At 64.5% G+C, this 21,368-nt stretch carries 14 protein-coding genes and 2 pseudogenes; 8 read left to right on the forward strand and 8 right to left on the reverse strand.

Going from position 1 to position 21,368, the window contains the following annotated elements; genetic code table 11:
- Positions 1-331 precede the first annotated feature (331 nt).
- Complete coding sequence (locus ACVWY3_RS32840) at positions 332-2,671, reverse strand: VCBS domain-containing protein (RefSeq protein ID WP_456842161.1); 2,340 nt, start codon at positions 2,669-2,671, stop codon at positions 332-334.
- A gap of 36 nt (positions 2,672-2,707) precedes the next feature.
- On the opposite strand from ACVWY3_RS32840, the gene ACVWY3_RS32845 reads away from it, so the two are divergent.
- Together ACVWY3_RS32845 and ACVWY3_RS32850 are read left to right on the forward strand one after the other, a co-directional pair.
- Positions 2,708-3,352 (forward strand): FecR family protein, encoded by a 645-nt coding sequence (locus ACVWY3_RS32845; RefSeq protein ID WP_456842162.1) that lies wholly within the window; start codon positions 2,708-2,710, stop codon positions 3,350-3,352.
- Positions 3,346-4,176 (forward strand): tetratricopeptide repeat protein, encoded by an 831-nt coding sequence (locus tag ACVWY3_RS32850; RefSeq protein WP_456842163.1) that lies wholly within the window; start codon positions 3,346-3,348, stop codon positions 4,174-4,176. The genes ACVWY3_RS32845 and ACVWY3_RS32850 overlap by 7 nt, the downstream gene beginning before the upstream one ends.
- Positions 4,177-5,012: 836 nt before the next feature.
- Here the strand turns inward: ACVWY3_RS32850 and ACVWY3_RS32855 are convergent.
- Positions 5,013-5,432, reverse strand: a complete 420-nt coding sequence (locus tag ACVWY3_RS32855) for a hypothetical protein (RefSeq protein WP_456842164.1) — start codon at positions 5,430-5,432, stop codon at positions 5,013-5,015.
- Between the two features lie 219 nt (positions 5,433-5,651).
- Positions 5,652-6,584 (reverse strand): tripartite tricarboxylate transporter substrate-binding protein, encoded by a 933-nt coding sequence (locus tag ACVWY3_RS32860; protein ID WP_456842165.1) that lies wholly within the window; start codon positions 6,582-6,584, stop codon positions 5,652-5,654.
- 150 nt (positions 6,585-6,734) lie between these two features.
- On the opposite strand from ACVWY3_RS32860, the gene ACVWY3_RS32865 reads away from it, so the two are divergent.
- A complete protein-coding gene (locus ACVWY3_RS32865; RefSeq protein ID WP_456843519.1) occupies positions 6,735-7,643 on the forward strand; it encodes a LysR family transcriptional regulator in 909 nt (302 codons plus the stop codon).
- A 423-nt stretch (positions 7,644-8,066) separates the two neighbouring features.
- On the opposite strand, the gene ACVWY3_RS32870 is transcribed toward ACVWY3_RS32865, so the two are convergent.
- From ACVWY3_RS32870 to ACVWY3_RS32880, 3 genes and pseudogenes are all read right to left on the reverse strand, one after another.
- Positions 8,067-9,278: an IS91 family transposase gene (locus ACVWY3_RS32870; protein ID WP_456837762.1), complete on the reverse strand. Its 1,212-nt coding sequence runs from the start codon at positions 9,276-9,278 to the stop codon at positions 8,067-8,069.
- Positions 9,279-9,289: 11 nt separating this feature from the next.
- A complete protein-coding gene (locus tag ACVWY3_RS32875; protein WP_456837439.1) occupies positions 9,290-10,216 on the reverse strand; it encodes a tyrosine-type recombinase/integrase in 927 nt (308 codons plus the stop codon).
- Between the two features lie 581 nt (positions 10,217-10,797).
- Positions 10,798-12,820, reverse strand: a pseudogene (locus ACVWY3_RS32880) (YgiQ family radical SAM protein).
- Positions 12,821-13,011: 191 nt separating this feature from the next.
- Here ACVWY3_RS32880 and ACVWY3_RS32885 point away from each other — a divergent pair.
- The gene (locus ACVWY3_RS32885; protein ID WP_456842166.1) at positions 13,012-13,263 is read left to right on the forward strand and encodes a hypothetical protein; all 252 of its coding nucleotides are present in this window, start codon (positions 13,012-13,014) and stop codon (positions 13,261-13,263) included.
- Positions 13,264-13,268: 5 nt separating this feature from the next.
- On the opposite strand, the gene ACVWY3_RS32890 is transcribed toward ACVWY3_RS32885, so the two are convergent.
- Both ACVWY3_RS32890 and ACVWY3_RS32895 read right to left on the reverse strand, forming a co-directional pair.
- Positions 13,269-13,934 carry a GntR family transcriptional regulator gene (locus ACVWY3_RS32890; RefSeq protein WP_456842167.1) on the reverse strand — a complete coding sequence of 222 codons (666 nt, stop codon included), beginning with the start codon at positions 13,932-13,934 and terminating at the stop codon, positions 13,269-13,271.
- 8 nt (positions 13,935-13,942) lie between these two features.
- Entirely contained in the window at positions 13,943-15,355 is a 1,413-nt protein-coding gene (locus ACVWY3_RS32895) for an FAD-binding oxidoreductase (protein WP_456842168.1), read from the reverse strand.
- A gap of 182 nt (positions 15,356-15,537) precedes the next feature.
- Between ACVWY3_RS32895 and ACVWY3_RS32900 the strand changes: the two genes are divergently transcribed.
- From ACVWY3_RS32900 to ACVWY3_RS32915, 4 genes and pseudogenes are all read left to right on the forward strand, one after another.
- The gene (locus ACVWY3_RS32900) at positions 15,538-16,422 is read left to right on the forward strand and encodes a dihydrodipicolinate synthase family protein (RefSeq protein WP_456842169.1); all 885 of its coding nucleotides are present in this window, start codon (positions 15,538-15,540) and stop codon (positions 16,420-16,422) included.
- 211 nt (positions 16,423-16,633) lie between these two features.
- Positions 16,634-18,955 (forward strand): TonB-dependent siderophore receptor, encoded by a 2,322-nt coding sequence (locus tag ACVWY3_RS32905; RefSeq protein WP_456842170.1) that lies wholly within the window; start codon positions 16,634-16,636, stop codon positions 18,953-18,955.
- 2 nt (positions 18,956-18,957) lie between these two features.
- Positions 18,958-20,154: a PepSY-associated TM helix domain-containing protein gene (locus ACVWY3_RS32910; RefSeq protein ID WP_456842171.1), complete on the forward strand. Its 1,197-nt coding sequence runs from the start codon at positions 18,958-18,960 to the stop codon at positions 20,152-20,154.
- Between the two features lie 195 nt (positions 20,155-20,349).
- Positions 20,350-20,496 (forward strand): annotated as a pseudogene (locus ACVWY3_RS32915) (DUF1963 domain-containing protein); the annotation flags it as partial.
- Positions 20,497-21,368: the final 872 nt, after the last annotated feature.

Raw genomic sequence — 21,368 nt, forward strand, 5'->3', positions numbered from 1 at the left:
ATGTATCGCTGCAAAGGCACAGCAGTGTTATGCCCTCGACTATGCGCTCTCCTATGCCTCTTAGGGAGAACTCACCTGTCCATTTCGGGGTAGGCTGGGTACCGGCCAGCCTCAAGAGACATGTTCCACGTCTCGCGCGGCGAATTTGGACTTATGACGGGAAGCATCCCTCCAACGCGTTGATGACGCGAGGCGCTCGGCAGTTTCGTGCCGGCGCTGCTGGAGGTCGTCCATCGTCTTCGCGTTTCCCGTGCAATAGGATGCAATACGATTCGTGGCGACCACAAGAGCGGGTGCGGAAAACGCAAAGCCCTGAAGGCAAACCGGCCTCTCAGACGATAAAGTCGTGATGCGGCGCCGGGAGAGGCGGGCCGCCGTGGACGATGCCGTCGAAATGTCCGGCGAAATGCCAGACGTCCGACCCGGGTTCGGTCGGAAGCGCCGCGGGCGCGTCCGCCTGGGCGTCCGGCGGGACCGGATCCGGCGGCGCGGCGGCTGCGCTCGCTGGAGCGCGCGGGCCCGCGTCCTCCCTGAAATGGAAGGACTGCTCGTGCGGATCGCCGGCGCCCTGGATCGCCACCGTCACGACCTGGGGCGTGCCGTCGATGGTCGTCACGGTGAAGCAGTCGATCAACACGTCGCAGGATCGCAGGGCCTCGACCGCCGGATTGGCCGGATCGAGCGTATAGGTCCAGACGCCTCCGGCGGTCATGGTGAAGCTGCCGTAGCCATGCTCGCTCGCCTGCGGGCACGCCGTCGCGGTGAAGGTGTCGTCCGGATTGTCCACGTCCTTGTCGGTCAGGGTGCCGCAGGCGCTCGGCGGCGGGGCGCAGGGGTTGCTCGGCTCGATCACCCGTCCGTAGGCCTGGCCGCAGATCGTCGCCGCGTCGTTGCTGCCTTCGATCGTGACCGTCACCAATTGCGCGGTCCCGTCTGCGGTCTTCACGGTGAAGCTGTCGGTAAGGCTGTCGCCGACGTTGAGCGCCTGGACCGCGCAATTGCCATTGTCGAGCGCGTAGGTCCAGTGGCCGTCGGCTGTCATCGTGAAACTGCCGTAGCCGTGATCGCTCGTCTCGGGACACGGCACCGCCTCGAAGTCGTCCGGAGGTCCGTCGACGTCGATGGCCGTCAGCACGCCGACCGCGACCGGGACGCCGTGATCCGAATTGTGGACTCCGCCGGCCTCGACCACGCGGCCATGTGTGTCTCCGGATACGACGGACGGGTCGTCGGCGCCCTGGATCGTCACCGTGATCGTCTGCGGCGTGCCGCCGATCGTGGTCACGGTGAAGCTATCGGTCGCCGTGTCGCAAGCCTTCAGCGCCAGCACCGCCGGGTTCGCGTCGTCCAGCGTGTAGGTCCAGTGTCCGTCGGTCGTCATGGTGAACGTACCGTAGCCGTGGTCGCTGGCGTGCGGGGTGCTCACCGCCGTGAACGTGTTGGCGGGATCATCGACGTCGGTGTCCGTCAGCGTGCCGCTCGCGGCCGGCGCGGCAAAGGCATCGTGATTGGCGGCGAAGGCCGCGGCGAAAGTCATCGCAACCGCGGCGACCGACCCGGCTGTGGCGCCGGAGATCACGGACGCGTCGTCCGTGCCGTTGATGTCGATACTGAAGGTCTGGCTCGCGGATGCGAAGCCGTCGGAGGCCGTGATCGTGAAGTTGTCGGTGCTCGGCGCCTTCAGCGCGTTGATGGCGTCGTCGTTCGGAACGTAGGTGTAAGCGCCGGTATGGCTGTTCACGTAGAGGACGCCGAAGGATCCGGGCTTCTCCACGTCGAAGGTCGCGCCGGCGATCGTGAAAGCGCCGACGATCCCGCCGGCGATGCCGAAGGTCAGCGCGGCGCCGGAGCTGGAGCTCGTGGCCGAGAAGCTGCCGCTGCTCGCGGAGAACTCGTCGAATCTGAAGGTGTCGATTTCGACAACCCCTGCGCCTAGCGTCAGCGTCGGCGGCGAATGAAGCGGCGGGTCCGGGACGAGGCTCGCGGGGACCACGAGCGAGGGCAGCCCGTGCTGCAACGCCGGGACGTCCGGCTCGATCAGGTTGATCGGCTGCGGCGACTGATCGCCTGTCTCGCCCGGCGGCGTGCTGGATCCGGGCGGCTTGTTCTCCTTCGAATAGTTCGCGAGCACGTCCTGCTGCTGGCTCTGCAGATCCTCCATCCGCGAGGCGTTGTTGGCGACCTGGGTGAGGCCGACCGACGACCCGTGCCTTTCGAGCACAACCGTCTGCCCGGGGTCGTCGACGATGATGTGCCGTGGCACGGCCTCCTTGGTGATGAGCTCGAAGGAGCCGTGCGCGAAGTCCTTGTAGGTGATGTCACCGCGGTCGAACAGCGCGAGATCGGGATCGGCGCCCCAGGCCTCCTTCAGCGCCGACAGGATCAGCGCCACGAACGACATCCCGCCGGTCAGGACTGCCGCGCCAGATCGGCTACCGGGCTGCGGCGCGTCCGGCCGCCGGCGGAGGTCGTCAAACATCCGTGCGGGCGACATTCCGAGGCCTCGCATGTTGTCGTCTCGATGGTGTGATGCCGCCACATCCGCCCCGATACCGCGTCCGGGAATACTCCATTTCGGCGAGCTCACGCGCGCTGAAAGCAGGTCCATGCTGACTATTAAGGGGTACTCCGGGGGACGGCGCTGGTCCGCCGTCCGGCGCTCTGCCATCATTCGATGGGGCTCTTCTCGCGCGAGGGGAGCGTATGCATGAACGGACGACGGACGATGGCGAGCCTCGTGGGCCTGTGGCTCGCCCTGGCGGGGTCTCAATCCGTGCCGGCGCAGAGCGGATCCGCCGATCTCAGGCCTATCGGCAAGATCGTGACCGCCGCCGGCAAGGTGGCGGTCGAACATGCCTCCGCGACTGTCGCGCAGGCCGTCCTCTCCGACGACAAGGCTGGCGTGAAGGTCGGCGATCCCGTCTACCGGGGAGACGTGGTCAAGACCGGGGCCGACGGCAAGCTCGGCATCAATTTCGCCGACGGCAGCTCGTTCAACCTGTCCAGCAACGCCAGCATGGAGCTGAACGAATTCGTCTACGATCCTGACGCGAAATCGAACGCGAGTCTCTTCAGCCTGACCAGGGGGACCGTCACCTTCGTCGCCGGCGCCGTGGCCAAGAATGGCGACATGAAGGTCGATACTCCTGTGGCGACCATGGGAATCCGAGGCACCACGCCGCATATCGAGGTCTCTGACGACGGCAGCGTCAGGTTCGCCACCCTCATCGAGGAGGGCAAGGACCGCGTACTCGACAAGAGCGGCGTTCCGAAGCGCCGTGCGGCGGTCCCGCCGGCCCCGGGCCGGGAGCGCAGGGCCGATCGCGGCACCGGCGTCTGCCGGGGATGCTGAGCGCGCGCCTCGCGGCCGCGTCCTTCCTGCTCATGGCGCTGACGCCGGCGGCGGCGCAGAAGCCGAACGAGCCGCAGTTCCGGAACATCGAGCTGTGCAACAGTGCCGCTGCGCCGCAGACGAGGATCGAGGCCTGCTCGGCCTTCATCGAGGCCGGCCGGGGCGGACCGTCGTCGCTGGCCACGGCCTACGATAACCGCGGCATCGCCTATGCCGAGAAGGCCGACTACGACCGCGCCGTCGCCGACTTCGAGAGCGCCATCACGATCGACCCGCGCTCCGCCAGGTCCCTGAACAACCGCGGCGCGGCCCGCCTCAGAAGGGGCGACTACGACGCCGCGATCGAGGACCTCGACCGGGCCGTCGACCTGCGGCCGGACTACGCCAGGGCTCTCGCCAACCGCGCTGAGGCCTGGCTGAAGAAGGGCGATCCGGGGCGCGCGGAGCGCGACTACGCCGAGGCGGTGCGCCTGAACGCCGACCTGGAGGGAGCCTGGAGCGGACTTTGCTGGATCCGGGCGAGCACGGGAGATCCGCAAGCCGCGGTGGCCGCGTGCGACCGGGCCGTCGCAGGCGGCGCGCACACGGCCGCGACCTACGATTCGCGCGCGCTGGCCTACCTGAGGACGGGACGCCTGGAGGCCGCGATCGCCGACTATGATGCGGCCCTGCGCATCGATCCGAACTTGGCCCTCGCGCTGTACGGCCGGGGGCTCGCGAAGATCAGGCGCGGCGAGACCGCATCCGGTGACGCCGACATCGCAGCCGCGAAGGCCGCAAGGCCGGACGTCGTCGAGGAGTTCGCACGCTACGGCGTGCGCTAAAGCATGATCCGGACCCGGAGGGCTGCGTTGGCGCGAAGTGCGCAGCGGTTTTCCGAAAGGATCATGCGCAAACAACATGCTAAAGCGCGATGACGATTCATCCTGATCTCATCGCGCTTTCGATTTAAGCGGAAGGGCGGGGTAGACGGACTGGCCGTCGCCAGGAACGCGTCGTTGTGGAGCGCCAGCGTCTCTCGGGCAGGGCTATCGCATATGCGGATAATGCTGCAGGTTCGATGTGTCTTGTGAGCAGCCGATCGCTCCACAAACTCGTCATGCCGGGCATATCCGTCCGCAAGGACGGCGTCGCTTCGCTCGCCTATGTCCCGGGCATCCACGTCTTGTTGTGCAGGAGTGAAGACGTGGATGCCGGGTCAAGCCCGGCCATGACGATGTGGAAACGGTAGCGCCAAAAGTCACGCCGTTTTCATATGCGATTGCCCTGGTCTCTCGGGGGAGCCGCGAGGCGCGATGCAAAGCGGTCGACCTCCGTCACGAGGTCCTCGACGAACTTCCTTGGTCACCTCGATGAACCAGTAGGCTCCCATTCTTGAAGGGACTTCGAGAAGATCTCTAAAAACCGAAACTGTGCGAAGCTGGCCAGCCAACGTCGGCTTCGACAGGAGTTGCGGACATCGCGGGTTGCGATCGAGGACCGCTGGTGGCCCGCCGCGATAAACTCCGCATGGCGCGTCGACGCCGACGCGGCGTCGATCAGGCCAAGTCGACGCGATTGACCCGAAGCAGCCATGGTGTGAGACCTAGCCGGGGCCGATCAGCTAAATAGAAGGGGCCGCGTCGATACGGCGCGGCCTCACGTCAATGCCCCGGAACTTCTAGATCCCGTTCGGCGTGCAGGCCATCAGCAACTTAGCCGATTCAAGAAGATGTGTTCCGGTGAGAACCACGCGGGATGGGTTTGGGAGCACGAAGACCACGTCGTCCGCAGTTTCCATCGTATATCCCGCATCGTGCTCGTCTTCCGAGATTATTACGGCCCGCTTCAAATTGAATCCCGGAAATGCTGCATTGATTGCCGCTGTGGCTTGGTTGACGGCTGTTGGTGTGGCGCACCCTTTGTTCGCTCCGCTCGGGTTACGATCCAAAATGTTGGCGAGGCTTGCGTCGTTATTCCATGCATTGACGATCACTTGCGCAATGCCGGGAACAGCATCTGGCGGAATCGCAAATTCCGGTACCGTAATCTCTCCGCCACCCTTCTTCTTCTTGATACCACCTGGTGCCGTTGGTGCCATTGTTACGCCTCCCTGATGAAAGCTGCCACGGCACCTTGACGCCTGCCGGGTGCCTAGCATCATCTCACACCTGCGCCCGCAAAACCACAAGGCCCCAACGAGGCGCGCGCGCCAGGTCGCCGACTCCGCTTTCGGGCAAAGGTTTATGGCCGGACTTCGCTGGCCTTGCTGGCGAACAGCATATGCACCTCCAATGACAAAAAAGAATGACTTCCGCAGTCACTCGGCCTTGACGTTTGCGGCCCTGATCATAGGCCACCACTTGGCAATCTCGGCCTTCTGCAGGGCTTCCAGCGCCGCCGGGGACTGCCGATCAGGAGGCGGCAGGTCCAGTCCGACGTCGGCGAGACGCTTTCGCAAGGCCGGTGTGGCAATCGCTTTTGCGGCGGCATCGCTGAGTTTTGCGATGACGTCGGGCGGCGTACCGTTCGGCACCCAGAGCCCGCTCCAGACCGAGATATAGAATCCCGGCAATCCCGCTTCGTCCACGGTCGGGATGTCCGGAGCTACGGCGAGCCGGCTGCTGCTGGTGATTGCGTAGGCCTTGATCGTGCCGGCATGGATTTGCTCGAGGGAATTCGAGGCTTGATCGAACATCAGGTCGATGTGACCGGCGACAAGGTCTGGCAGCGCCGCACCCGCGCTGCGGTAGGGAATGAAAGCGAAATCGACCTTGGCCAAATTCTGAAACAGCAGGCCGCCGACGTGGCTGGCTGAACCGGTGCCCGCGGTGCCGACGTTCGCCTTGTTCGCTTTCAGCCAGTTGGCAAGGCCATTGAAGTCGCCGGCCGGCAGGTCGCGCTTGCCGATGATGATCTGCGGAGCGCTCGCGAGGAGCGCAACGGGTGTCAGGTCCTCAAGCAAGTCATAATGCAGCGCGTACATCGCGCCGTTCAGCACATGAGTGCTCCAGTTTCCGACGCTGACGGTGTACCCATCCGGCGCTGCTCGAATGGAGCGTCCGACGCCGATGCTGCCGCCCGCACCCGGTATATTCTCGATAACGATAGGTTGCCCGAGCGCTTCGCTCATCGGCTCGGCGACAGCTCGGGCGAGAAAATCGAGCGGCCCACCTGCCGCAAACGGCACCACGAAGCTGATCGCTTTGGTGGGGTACTCCGCGCCCGGCGCGGGAGCGATGCCGACGAACACAGCAGGCACGCCGAGAAGAAGATGCTTTCTCATGTCCATTCTCCAGTGCCCGCCGTACCGTCGCTCCGTGAATGTGGGCTTGATATTGCCGAACGGCGGAAACCAACAAAAGGTAGATATTTCTATCTTCAAACGATAAGTTTTGTTGATATGGATACACGCTTCCTGCAAAGCCTGGTCACCGTCATCGAGTGCGGCTCGATTGCCGAAGCGGCGCGTCGGCTCAATCTGACACCTGCAGGCGTGACGCAGCGCATCCGCGCGCTCGAAACGGATATCGGAGCTCGCCTCCTGTCGCGCTCAGGACGGGTCATGCAGCCGACACCGGCAGGGACCGCCATTCTCGATCGGGCCCGCAGCCTCATCAACGAGGTCCAGGATCTCAAGGCAATCGCTTCCAGTGATGAGCTGTCTGGAGAATTGAGAATTGGCGTCATGCAGACGTCGTTGACGGGCCTGTTTGCCGACACACTAATTCCTTTCACGCGTACCTATCCGCGCATCGACGTACGCATCATTCGCGGCACTTCGTCGGGTCTGTATAAGCAATTGATGGGTGGAGATATCGACGCCGCCATCACGAGCCACCCGCCGTTTGCAATACCAAAGACGTGCGAGTGGCACGTCTTGCGCGAAGAACCGTTCGTGGTCCTGACACCCGCCTCGCTTAAGGTGCGCGACGCGCACAGTGTGCTTGCGAGGGAGCCCTTCATTCGTCTCGATCGAAACGTTTTCGCGGGCCGCCTCATCGACGACTATCTGCGCAAGGCTGGCATCCGGCCGAACGATCGCTATGAGCTTGATGGGCTTGAGCTCATTGCAGTCATGGTCGATCGGGGTCTCGGTGTTTCGCTGCTGCCTGATTGGGCACCCCCGTGGCCTGAGGGTCTATCCCTGCGTAAACTGGCTCTGCCGGATCGTTCGTTTGTTCGCCGTACAGGTTTGCTTTGGAACAGAGGGGCGCAACGAACACGATTGGTGCAGGCATTTTACGAATTGGCTGAGATCACGGTCGGGCCTAGAGCCCGACAGGCGAGAAGCCGCGCGCGAATAACGTGAACGCGTTCTTTACAGACTGATGAGGCCGTGAATGACATTATTGCTGGCGCATCCCGACGTCAGCTCCTGTGCAGGTTTTTGGACGCCGGCAACGAGAGACGCTCCGCACGCTCAACTAGCCGGCGTCCAAAAAGCGCCAAGGCACGAAGTCGCGGGAAGTTGGGCACTGGCCGGGCAGCGAGTGCTATGCGGATTTGACGGCGGCGCCGACCTCGATGGTGGACGCGACGGAGGCAGGATGTGACCTGCGGATAGGGTCGCGGGCGAGATTGGGAGCATGCAATGGGCATCTCGGCGGCTGCTCGGAGTGCATCAACGCAGGATCCGGGCACTGCTGGATGCCATTGGGTTGAGCGAGAGCGCTACCGGCGTGGAGCCGGCATATCGGGCCAGGAAAACTGCAAGGCTTACACGCGGTGTTGGTCATGACGTGTCGATCCTGATCGGTGTTGGTCGCCAGCTCGGCGCGCAGCCGGGTGCGAAGGTCTCGATGACGATCATGCGCGCGCCACAGCGGGGACATGGGCACGGCAGCACCCGCGGTGGATCCGGCGCACCATCCGGCTCTTGTTGGGGATCGGCGGCAGACGGGACGACATTGAGGAGTGCGCGGGCGGTTGCGATGCTCTCGGCACGGTTGGTTGAGGCAAAGAGCCCGTAGTGGCGGATGCGGTGGAAACCCTTGGGCAGCACGTGCAGCAGGAAGCGCCTGATGAACTCGTGCGGGTGAAGCCGCATGGTCTTCCAACGGTCGGGGCCGCTGACGCGATAGTCCTTCCAGCGGAACGCAATCGCCTCCTCGTCGGCTGCAACGAGGCGGCGGTTGGAGATGGCGACACGATGGGTGTAACGGGAGAGATAGCGCAGCACCTGCGCGGGCCCCGCGAACGGGGCCTTGCAGTAGACCACCCACTTGATGCTGCGCAGCGGGGCGATGAAGCGCTTGAACGTTGTCTTGTCGGCAAGTCCGGCATGGGTGTTGAAGAACTTCAACTCGCCGGCGTCATGCGCATCCATGAGCATCGCCAGTATCTTGCCCCGGAACAGGCGCGCCAGCACGTTGACATGGACGAGGAAGTTGGAGCGCGCGGCGATCCATCGCGTGGTATCGAGCGAGAGCCCTCCACCCGGCACGATCATATGCACGTGCGGATGGTGGGTGAGCGCCGAGCCCCAGGTGTGCAGCACGGCCGTGATACCGATCCGCGCACCGAGGCGCTTGGGATCGCTTGCGATGGCGAGCGTCGTCTCGGCCGCTGCCTTCATCAGCAGGTTATAGATCACGCGTTTGTTCTGGTAGGCGATGTCACGCAACTCGCTCGGCAGCGTGTAGACGACGTGAAAATACGGCACCGGCAATAGCTCCGCTTCGCGGTCGGCCAGCCATCGGCGTGACGCCGCACCCTGGCACTTCGGACAATGCCGGTTGCCGCAGGAGTTGTACGCGATCTCGGTATAGCCGCACGCTGTGTTCTCGCAGCGTGCGACGTGGCCGCCGAGTGCTGCCGTACGACAGCGCTCGATCGCACTCATCACCTTCAATTGCCCGAGGCTCACATGCCCCTGATTGGCGTCACGCCAAGCAGAGCCGTGATCGCGGAGGATGTCCGCGACCTCCAGAACTGGCCGAGCCACCGCCGGCGGCGCTAGGGCGCTGGCGGCTCCTCACTGTCTCGCTGTCGCCGGCGGCGGCGCGAGGCGCTTAGGCCCTCGAGCGGGCTCTCGATCTTGGCAATCAGTCCGATCGCGACGCGACTGTAGCGGGCTGTCGTCTCAAGCTTGGAATGTCCGAGCAACGCCTGGATCACGCGAATGTCCCTGCCGCGCTCGAGCAGGTGGGTCGCGAAGCTGTGGCGAAGCGAATGCAGCGGGACCGTCTTGCGCAGCCCCGCGGCTTTGGCGGCCTCCTTGAACAACCGGCTGAACTGACGCGTGGTCAGTGGCTGACGTTGATTGCGACCGGGAAACAGCCAGCGCTGTTCGGGCGCGACGCCGTTGTTGGACGCGGTCGGCCCCGCCTTCCACCATTGCCGTAACAGCTTCAGGACCTCCGGCGGCAGCATCACGTGCCGGTCCTTGCGGCCCTTCGACTGCACAACGCGGATGATCTTCTGCTCGCTATCGATGTCGCCCGCCCGCAGCCGCACCACCTCGCCGGCGCGCAATCCGCAACCATAGGCCAGCGTTAGCATCGCTCGCGCTTTCAGGCTCGTCGCCATGGTCAGGACACGCTTGATCTCCTCAGGGCTTAGCACCGGCGGCAACCTCTCGGGCTCCTTGATGTGCCAGACCTCGGCCGCCAGATCGTGACGACGTAGCGTGACGCGGAACAGGAACCGCACCCCGGTCATGATCCGATTGCGGTTGCAGATGCTCATCCCGCTCTCGATCAGGTGCAGCTGAAATTGGCGCACCTCGTCGGGGGTTGCCGTATCGGGCGAACGTTTGAGCCAGGCGGCGAACCGCTTGCAACTGTAAATGTGGCCACGCCGCGTGTGCGGGTTGAGCTTGCGCGCAGCCATGTCTTCGATCATACGCTGACGCAGCGGACTGACTGTGTTGGTATCGCTCATGGAGAGCTCCTTCCTGAGTGAGGGTTGCAACACCTCGATTCTCAGGACGGGGGCTCTCCAGTGCTACCACTATCCTCTCAACTGGCTACCGGCCTCTCGGCTCTTGCTCCCGCGCAGCGGGCTGGAGCGCAGCGACTTTGTGCCTTGGCCCCTTGCTGACTTCCAGAGACGAACGGGCCATGTCCGGTTTCGAAGTTAGAACGGCCATGGCCTGCTTCAGGGCTGATCGATTGGTGAGTGCACACCCTAGCGCATCCGGAGTCACTGGGTACGCCGCAGGGTGCTGATCGCCGGGAAGCATCCCTCCAACGCGTTGAATGGGCGCGTAACAGCCTGCGCGCGGGATGCGGTGTGAAGCGCGAGGATGTCGATGCGGGAGGAGACCGGGCTCGCTCTATCCCACGTGCCCGATCATGCCATCATGCGCCTGTGTTGCCCGACGGAGCAACGATTTTTTGCCCGACCGGTCAAACCTCTTCGCAGGACGTCTAAGCCATTGATCCCGCGAGGGCCGGCTACCGTGCATGGGGTTGTTTCGAACATTTTGTTTGAGCGGCACGAGAGCATGGGGCTCGTGCTGGCTACTTCATCACGCGCAGGCCCTTGGTCGTGAAGCGCTGCGTTTTGCCGCCGGGGCGAACGGGGCGCTTGGTGCCGGCGGCCTTGCCGGTGCCGGGGGGCTGGTGCGCTGGGACTAACTGGTGGGGCTGCGAGCCGATCAGGTCGCGGCGGCCCATCTCGATCAAGGCCTCGCGCAGCACCGGCCAGTTGTCGGGGTCGTGATAGCGCAAAAACGCCTTATGCAGGCGGCGCTGGCGCAGGGCCCTTGATCGCATCGACCCTGTCGCTGCCGCCGTGGCGCACGCCGCGCAGCGGGTTGACGCCGGTGTGGTACATCGCGGTCGCGGTCGCCATCGGTGAGGGCAGGAAGGTCTGCACCTGGTCGGCCCGATAGCGGTTCTTCTTCAGCCACAGCGCGAGGTTCATCATGTCCTCGTCGGTCGTGCCCGGATGCGCCGCGATGAAATAGGGGATCAGGTAATATTTCTTGCCGGCCCGCTCGGCCGCTTCATCGAACATCCGCTTGAACTTGTCGTAGGCGCCGATGCCCGGCTTCATCATCTTGTCGAGCGGGCCGCGCTCGGTATGCTCGGGCGCGATCTTGAGATAGCCGCCGACGTGATGGGTGACCAGCTCCTTGATGTATTCGGGGCTCTCGACCGCGAGGTCGTAGCGTACGCCCGAGGCGACCATCACCTTCTTGATGCCACGGGTCTCGCGCACCTTGCGATAGAGCCTGATGAGATCGTCATGCGAGGTGTTGAGGTTCGGGCAGATCTCGGGGAAGACGCAGGATGGCCGGCGGCACGCCGCCTCGACCTTCGGGTCCTTGCACGCCATCCGGTACATGTTCGCGGTGGGACCGCCGATGTCGGAGATCACGCCGGTGAAGCCCGGCGTCTTGTCGCGGATGCGCTCGATCTCGCGCAAAATAGAACCCTCGGAGCGGTTCTGGATGATGCGCCCCTCGTGCTCGGTGATCGAGCAGAAGGTGCAGCCGCCAAAACAGCCGCGCATGATCGTCACCGAGAACTTGATCATCTCCCAGGCTGGGATCCGCGCGTCCCCATAGGACGGATGCGGCGCGCGTGCGTAGGGAAGATCGTAGACCGCGTCCATCTCCTCGGTGGTGAGCGGGATCGGCGGCGGGTTGAGCCAGAGGTCGCGGTCGCCGTGACGCTGCACCAGCGGCCGCGCATTGCCGGGATTGCTCTCACGGTGCAGCACGCGTGAGGCGCGCGCATAGGCCTCGCGGTCCTGCTCGACCTGCTCGAGTGCCGGCAGGCGAATCACGGTCGGCCCCGGCTTCCGCGATGCGCCTTCGTCGGCGGAATCGAGATCGTCGGCATGCAGCTCGGTGTAGTCCTCTGGCACGCGGCGGAACAGCGCGACGCCCCTGATGTCGTCGAGCTCGCGCGGCGCTTCGCCGGCGGCGAGCCGCTGCGCCACCTCGACCACTGCGCGCTCGGCATTGCCGTAGAGCAGCAGGTCGGCCTTGGCGTCGGCCAGCACCGAGCGGCGCACCTTGTCGGACCAGTAATCGTAGTGCGCGATCCGGCGCAGCGAGGCCTCGATGCCGCCGAGCACGATCGGGACGTCCTTGTACGCCTCGCGGCAGCGCTGAGCGTAGACGACGGTCGAGCGGTCCGGCCGCTTGCCGCCTTGGCCGCCCGCCGTATAGGCGTCGTCATGGCGCAGGCGCCGGTCCGCGGTGTAGCGGTTCACCATGGAGTCCATGTTGCCGCCAGTGACGCCGAAGAACACCTTTGGCTTGCCGAGCGCCCTGAACGGCTCGGCCGAATGCCAGTCCGGCTGCGCGATGATGCCGACACGGAAGCCCTGCGCCTCCAGCAGCCGGCCGATGATCGCCATGCCGAAGCTCGGATGGTCGACATAGGCGTCCCCGGTCACCAGCACGATGTCGCATTCATCCCAGCCGAGCGCGTCCATCTCGGCGCGGCTCATCGGGAGGAACGGCGCCGGCTTGCGCGGGCGCGCCTTCGCCATCAGGGGCTTTTCGGCGGCAATGATCTGGATGTCCATGGCGCTTACGCATAGGACTGCGGAGCCGCGAATACAACCGACAGACGCGTGAAAGATCGGGGTTCCCTGCTCGTTCGAGGCCGTTAACCGTTCGCGAGCCCCCGCCCTCGACCAGGCATGATTGGTTGTGGTTCGCTCGAAAGGAACCAACCGTCTTCGCGAACATTCTGAACTAGGCACTCGTGCGAGCGGTGCTCGCGCGCGCCTCGACGATTCCGGCGCCAGTGCTGCGGCCGGATTTCTGCTCCGATGCTTGCTTCGGGGCTATTGGGGGAGCTGTGAGTACGGTCATAGAGAACTTGCTGGCACGGAAGCAAAAGCTGGTCGAGCAACTGGAGAAAGCGTCGTCGGCCGAGGACCGCGACAAACTTGAGCACCAGCTCGAGCAGATCAACACCGCGCTGGATTTTCTGGACAGGCCGGGATCGAGGGACGCGCGATAGCGCGCTCATGCCACCTTCAACGCCTTGGCATAGACCACGCCCGAATTGGTGATATGCGTCGTCATCAGCGCCTCGAACGCCGTGAACTCGCCGCGCGCGAACAAATCGAGCAGCCTGCGATGCTCGTCGAAGGACGAGCGGGTGCGCACGTCGATCGGCGAGGTCAGATTGGTGCGGAGCGCAGCGACGCGCCCGGAGACGAGCTGGTAGGATTCGGCGAGGTAGCGGTTGCCGCAATGGGCGAACAACGCCTCGTGAAAGGCGGCGTCCGCGCGGCCATAGGCGATGTTGTCTTTGGCCTCGACCGCAGGCTCCATCGCCGCGATCGCCTCGCTCATCGCTGCAATTGCGCCGTCGCGATCGTGGCGGAACGCGAGCTCGGCGGCCTTGGGTTCGAGCGCCACGCGGAACGTGCAGAGCGCATCGATGTCCTCCGCGCTCGGCGTGAACACGAAGCTGCCGACCTGCGGGCGAATCACCACGAGACCCTGCGCCTGCAGCTGGCCCATTGCTTCGCGCACCGGCGTGCGGCTGACGCCGAAGGAATTGGCCACCATCTCCTCGGAGATGGCGGCGCCCAGCGCGAACTCGCCGTCGATGATGGCCTGCCGCAGCCGCTGCATCACGCGCTGCGACAGCGATTTCGGCGTATCGAGCTTTAGCGAGCGCATCGGCTCTCTCAGATCACCTTGCCCGGATTGAGCAGATGATCGGGATCGAGCGCGGCTTTCAGCGTCCGCATCAGAGCGATCTCGGCCTCGCTCCTGGCGTGGCCGAGCCACTTCTTCTTCAGCGTGCCGATGCCGTGCTCGGCGGAGACGCTGCCGCCCAGTTCGCGCACGAGACCGTAGATGATCGCGTCCATCTCTTCCTTCGGCTGCTGCTCGACCGGCAGGCCCGTGACCCAGGAGACGAGATGCAGATTGCCGTCGCCGATATGGCCGTAATAGACGCTCTCGCAGCCCTTGATGCCGGAAGCGAGCGCCGCCTTGCAGCGCGTGGCGAACTCGTCCATGCGTGCGACCGCAAGGCCGATGTCGTAGGAGATGTGCGGCCCCAGCACCTGGCCGAACTCGGCGCAGATATCACGGACGCGCCAGAAGCTTTGCGTCTGCGCCAGCGATTGCGCCACGGCCGCATCGGCGAGCAGCCCGCGCTCCATCAGCTCTTCGAGCCAGGCTTGAAAGCGTGGCGCGTCGACACTCTCGTCGGTGCCTTGCGCTTCCACCAGCACGTACAGACCATGGCCCGCCGCGACCGGCGGCTTCACGCCGGCGCGATTCGTGATGACGTCCCAATAGTCCGACCACATCACCTCGAACGCCGACAGCAGCGGACCGAGCCCGCTGCGCGCGGCATTGAGCAGGTCGATCACCGCGGCATAGTCCTTCAGCGCGCAGAGCGCCGCCATGGTCGAGCGCGGCTTCGGGAACAGTTTCAGCACCACGCGGGTGATGATGCCGAGCGTGCCCTCCGAGCCGATGAAGAGATGCTTGAGGTCATAGCCGGCATTGTTCTTCATCAGCTTGTTGAGGCTCGTTATGATGGTGCCGTCAGGCAGCACCGCCTCGAGGCCGAGCACCAGCTCGCGCGTCATGCCGTAGCGGATCACGCGGTTGCCGCCGGCATTGGTGGAGAGATTGCCGCCAATCGCGCAGGAGCCGCGCGAGCCGAGGTCGAGCGGAAAGAAGAAACCGGCTTCGTCCGCGGCCTTCTGGATCGTCTCCAGCGGTGTGCCCGCCTTCACCGTCATCGTCATGGCGGCAGGATCGATCTCCTCGATGCCGGTCATGCGCTCGAGCGAGATCGCGACCCAGCCCGCTTCAGGCGAGGCGCCGCGGCACAGCCCGGTCAAGCCGCCCTGCGGCACGAATGGCAGCCGTGCCTGCCGGCAAGTCAGGATCGCGTCGGCAACGCCCTGCGCATCGAGCGGACGGATCACCGCCAGCGGCGTCCGCGCCAGGCTCGCGCTCCAGTCGTTGCAATTGCGCGCGGGCACGTCGGTGCCAGTCAGGACCGCCGCCGCGCCGAGCTTGTCACGCAAGGCGCCGAGCAACCGGTCGGGATGCTCGATGGGGGTCACCATGTTCATGCGAGACCTCTTCTAGATTCAGCTGCGCCTCATGCGCGCCGCGATGGTGGAAAGGATTTGCCTGCGTCTTGTATGTAAGGTACAAGATGGAAAATAAAGCAAAAACAAGGACCGGCAAAGCCTTCTCAGGTCGTTGGAGATCGGGGGCTTGGTCCGAGGTCGCTGGTATGAAGGGTCGTGAGATGGCAGAGGCAATTCGCGGGTTCTGGGTGGCTTCAGCGACGCCGCTGGCGGCGGACGGCAGCGTGGACTGCACCAAGCTGGCGGCTCATGCCAAGCAGCTCTTCAGCAAGGGCGTCGACGGCGTGGTGCTGTTCGGCACCACCGGCGAAGGCACCTCGTTCAACGTAACTGAGCGCGTCGCGACCATCGAGGCCGTGCTCGAGGCCGGGGTTGCGGCGGAACGGATCGGCATCGGCGGCGGCTTTCCCGCCATCAGCGACAGCGTCGCGCTGACGCGCGCCGTGCTCGGCCTCGGTCTGCGTCACGTATTGTTGCTGCCGCCCTATTTCGATCGCAGCGTTATGCCCGAGGGTATCGAGGACGCGTTCGCCGCGATCCTCGACGGTGTCGGCGACGATCGCCTGCGCGCCTATCTCTATCACATCCCGCAGGTCTCCGGTGTCGCGATCCCGACCAGCGTCGCCGCGAGCCTGCGCAAGCGCTACGGCAAGGTGGTCGCAGGCCTGAAGGATTCCAGCGGCGACTTCAAGCAATTCCAGGCGTTCCGTGCAGCTGCCCCCGAGCTCGCCATCACCGTCGGCAATGAAGCCGACATCGCCCGCGCGATCGCCGCCGGCGGCGCCGGCACCATCTGCGGCATGGCCAATATCGTGCCCGAGCTGGTCAAGGGCATGATCGACGGGCGGGACGTCGAAGCGCGCATGCAGGCAGCGATCGACGTCGTCGTGAAGACGCCGTCGTTCCTGCCGACGCTGAAGGCGATCCTGGCGGCGCAGACGGATGACGCAGCCTGGCTGCGCGTGCGTCCGCCGCTTCGCGCGCTTTCGGACGGCACCGCATTCAAGCGGAAGCTCGACGAGCTGATCGCCCCTGCCATCGCCTGAGTTCGCAAAGCGCCGCGATATGGCGCCGCGAATTTTCGCGCAGCGTGTCGCGCTCGCTGCGACGGCATTGGTGTTTGCCGTAACGCCGCGATCTGCTCTTAGAATGATTCAACACTAGAGCAATTCAATCCCGCCTACGGTTCTCTTCACGCCCGGCGGCTGTTAGACGCGCCAGCTTCAATGTTGTGTCTGACTTGGAAGTGAAAAGAACGTGCGTGCTCATCTGGATGGCCGCGACCGCGGCCGTCGAACCGCTGCCGATAGGAGCCATGCCGGTCTTCTCATTGGCGCAGCCGTGCTGCTCGTCGAATGCCCCTCCAACGCGAGCGCGCAGGCGCAATCGGCACTGCCGCCGGTGACGGTGGAAGCCCCGGTGCAGCGGCCGAAGCCGGCGCGTGCATCGAGCCAATCTCCGCGACATGCGCAAGCGATTGCGCGCCATCAACCCAACCGCAGTCCGGCACCCGCCGCGCCGACATTGTCGGAGCGAGCGGCGGCCGAAGCGGCTGCGCAACAGGCGGCCAAGCTCGGCTATCGCGCGATGCCGAGCTCAACCACGCTGCGCAGCGGCGCCTCGCCGCTCGATACCTCGCAGTCCGTCAACGTCGTCCCCGCGCAGGTGCTGAAGGACCAGCTCCCGCGCAACATCGACGATGCGCTGGTCAACATCAGCGGCATCACCCAGACCAATACGCTCGCGGGCACCCAGGACGCCGTCATCCGCCGCGGCTTCGGCGACAACCGTGACGGCTCGATCATGCGCAACGGCATGCCGCTGGTGCAGGGCCGCAGCCTGAACGCCGCGGTCGAGAGCGTCGAAGTGCTGAAAGGGCCGGCTTCGCTGCTCTACGGCATCATGGATCCCGGCGGCATCGTCAACACCATCAGCAAGCGCCCGGAGCTCTACCAGCACGGGTCGGTGACGCTGCTCGGCTCGACCTACGCGAACAACCGCAGTGGCGCGGACGGCACGCTCGACATCACCGGTCCGATCGGCGATGGCGGCCTCGCCTATCGCTTCATCGGCTACGGCGTCAGCGAGGATTATTGGCGCAATTTCGGCCGTCACCGCGAGATGCTGGTGAACCCGTCGCTGGCCTGGTACGGCGAGACCACGACGGTCCAGCTCACCTATGAGCACCGCGAGTTCATCACTCCGTTCGATCGCGGTACGGCCTTCGTCAACGGAGCGCCGCTGGCCATCCCGAAGACGCGCCGGCTCGACGAGCCCTTCAACAACATGTGGGGCACCTCCGACCTGGTGCAGGGCTCGGTCGAGCAGAAGCTGGACGACAATTGGAAGGTCACGGCAGCCTACAGCTACAACACCGAGACCTACAGCGCCAACCAGCTTCGCATTACCGGCGTCAACGCCAAGACCGGCGTCGAGACCCGAAGCAATGACGGTACACAGAATTCGCTGAGCAATGCTAGCTACGGCACCTCCTATCTGCAGGGTGACGTCTGGGTGGGCGGCTTCCGCAACGAGATCCTGTTCGGCGGCGAGGCACTCTATCGCACCATCGATCGCCACGATCTGATCCGCCAGGCGACGCCGAGCTTCAATTTCTACAACCCGGTGTATGGGCTGGTCGTGCCGGGCACGACGGTTTCGGCAACGGACAGCGAGCAGACCGACAAGCTCGGCACCCGCGGCCTCTTCGCCCAGGACACCTTCCACGTGACCAACTGGCTCTCCCTGGTCGGCGGCGTGCGCTGGATGGAATACGAGCAGCTCGCCGGAAAAGGCCGGCCGAAGTTCATCACGAATACCAATCTGGCGGGTGACAAGGTGCTGCCGCTCGGCGGCGTCATCTTCAAGCTTAACGACCAGCTCTCTTATTATGTGAGCTACACGCAATCGCTGAAGCCGACCTCGACGATTGCCGCGTTCACCACCGGCTTCGTCGTCGATTCCACCATCGCGCCCGAGGAGGGAACGCAGTGGGAGACCGGCCTGAAGTTCGACGTCAACAAGCGGCTGTCGGGCACTCTGGCGGTCTACGAGATCGAGAAGAAGAACGTGCTGGTGCTGGACGATATCGGTAACGGCAAGTCGGCGGCGCGCGCGTCCGGTGCGGCGCGGTCGCGCGGGGTCGAACTGGACGTCACCGGCAGGCTGACCGACGAATGGAGCATGATCGGCAGCTACGGCTACACCGATGCACGTCTGATCAACGATCCCGTCAACGGCAACGCAAAACTGCTGAACGCCGCGATGAACACGGCCTCGCTCTATCTCGTGTACGATTTCGGTGAACGGTTGCCCGGACGGCTGCGGCTCGGCGGCGGCGCGCACTATGTCGGTGACCGGCCGGCCGATTCCGCCAACTCGTTCTTTCTGCCGGCCTATACCGTCGCGGATGTCTTTGCGACCTACGACACCAGGATCGACAATCTGCCGGTGACCTATCAGTTCAACGTCAAGAACCTGTTCGACAAGCTCTACTACACGTCGACCACCGGAAACGCTTTGAACGTCGCGATCGGTGACGCCCGGCGCTTCTCGCTGTCGGCAACGGTGAAGTTCTAGCGATGGCGGCGCGGCTCGGGCACAGCATCAAATCCGTCCTGCTCCAGGTCCATTCCATCGCGGGCCTGGTCCTCGCGCTGCTGCTTGCCGTGATCGCGCTGACCGGCGCGATCATGAGCTTTGAGGACGAGATCGTCGATGGTCTGAACAGCGGCATCATGCAGGTCGCGCCGCGTCAGGCCTTGGCGCTGATGCCGGACGAACTGGTCGCCCGGCTGAAGGCGGGGCAGGATCTCGGCCAGGTCTCGGCCGTGACGCTGTCGAGCGATCCGGCCGCTGCGGTGCGTGTTCGCTTCGCGCGCGACGAGCAGGGTGGGCGGCCGACGTCGCTCTATGTCGATCCCTTTGACGCGCACGTGCTGGGTCCGCCGCGCGGCGAGGAGTTCTTTGCGACCGTGCGCAGGCTGCATCGCTGGCTGCTGATCCCCGGCGATGCCAAGGGCTGGGGCCGGCCGATAACCGGCGTCGCCGCGCTCGTCCTGATCGTCATGCTGGTCTCGGGTTTCGTGCTGCGCTGGCCGCGCCGCGCCGGCAGCATGAAGGTGTGGCTGAAGCCCAACCTCGGTCTCAGCGGACGCGGGCTGCATCGCTCGCTCCATGCGGTGATCGGCACCTGGGTGCTGCCGTTCTACCTGGTGATGACGCTGACCGGGCTGTGGTACTCGTTCGACTGGTACAAGGATGGTGTCGTCTGGCTGCTGGCGCGTCCGGAGGTCGCTGCCGCGAAGATGCAGCCGAAGATGCCCGCAAAGGCGTCGCGCGCAGCTGGTCGTGACGAGCCGGCCCAGCCGATCGGATTCGACCGCGCCTGGACCACGCTCCGTCGCGAGCAGGGCGACCGCTTCTCCAGGGTGCTGCTGACGTTGCCGGGTGGCTCGGGCACGGTGATCCGGATCCGATCGTGGGGCCAGGACTCCACGCTCGAGGCCACGCGTGACGAATTCCGCGTCGATGCGGTCACCGGCCAGTTGGTCTCCGCGGAACGCTATTCCGACAAGACGTTCGGCGAAAAGGTCATCGCGGCAATCTACGACATCCATCGCGGCGCGATCCTGGGATGGCCGGGCAAGCTCGCCTTCATGATTGCCGCGGCCTTGATGCCGCTGTTCGTCGTCACCGGCATTTTGCTCCATCTGTCGCGACGCAAGTTGCGGCGGCCGGCGCAGCCGCCGGTCGGGCGGCTTGTTCCGGGCGAGTGAGCACTGGATTCGGCCGACCGCTCAAGCCCGTCCCGTGGCAGTCGGCAGACAAGAACCCTTGTCTGCGGCTCCGCAAAATGGTTCGATCCGCTAGATGCACGCAGAAGTCGTGGGGCTATTCTGGCGCGATCGGAACGAGACGAACTCGAAGAAACGGCGCTGCCCGCGGTGCTTGTCAGACGCAGCGACCTGCCCGTGCCACTCACGCATCCGGCGCGGAGCTTTTTCGGTGGACTCCCCAAGTTGCCTCCGCAGCTTGAGTGGCCGACGGCAGAGGTCAAGGCGAACGAGACGTTGGAGAAGGTTGCGCTCACATCCGTGGCTCAAATTGATCTGGCCGAAGTGCTCGGCTCCGGCTGGTCGCCGCTTCCGAAACGAGGCACTCTCTATTTCTTCTGCAGTTCGGTGTTCGTTGGAGAAGGGCGACCGCCTTGCTGCGTTCTCTATAGCCCTGCTGACGGCGGCACGTATCCCGACCGCGCGCCACCGCCAAATCTCATGCCGCTGGGAGGCACTGACGGTGACCGCCAAGTCAAGTGGCTCGACCCAACCCTCGACTTTCATTCCAAGGTCGAATTCAAGTACCCGCTTTCGTTCAGGCCGTTCCGCGACTTCTACTTCCACGAGGATGATGTGGGAGGTGAGCTCATGATCGAAGAATTATGCAAGGCATTGGGACCGGGTGAGCCGGAGGAAAGTGATCTGCTTCAGTTCCGAACGGCGGCCAAGTATGAGAAAGATGAGGATTGGCCCTTCAACTGGCTCCTGATCACTTATGTGGTTCGGTCCGTCTTGTCGCACGTCCTGCGCGATTTGAAGCTGGGGTATTACGGCAAGCCGCTTGCCGACGAAGCAATCGTGGAACTGAAGCGCGTTCATGGGGGTGCCATCGAATGGCTCGAGCGTTGCCGAGCATTGACCCCGATGGATGACGTCGATCCCGACACAAGGATGGCCTTCAGGTCATGGTGGCTCGATGTCGTTCAGACTTATGAGAAGATGGACGGGCAAGTACGGACGTATACGAGCACCCTCGCGTGCGACTTGGGCGATGCCATCAACCATACGATCCGTTCCATGGCGGAGGAGGATGCTGATGCATGCGATGATGCCCGTGCCAGCTATGTTGAGAATCTCGAGCGGCAAAATCGTTGGAAAACGCCGACGGTGGAAGATGGAAAACACCGCTATTTCAGAACGGCGCTTCATCAGAT

This window comes from Bradyrhizobium sp. USDA 4486, from assembly GCF_054057995.1.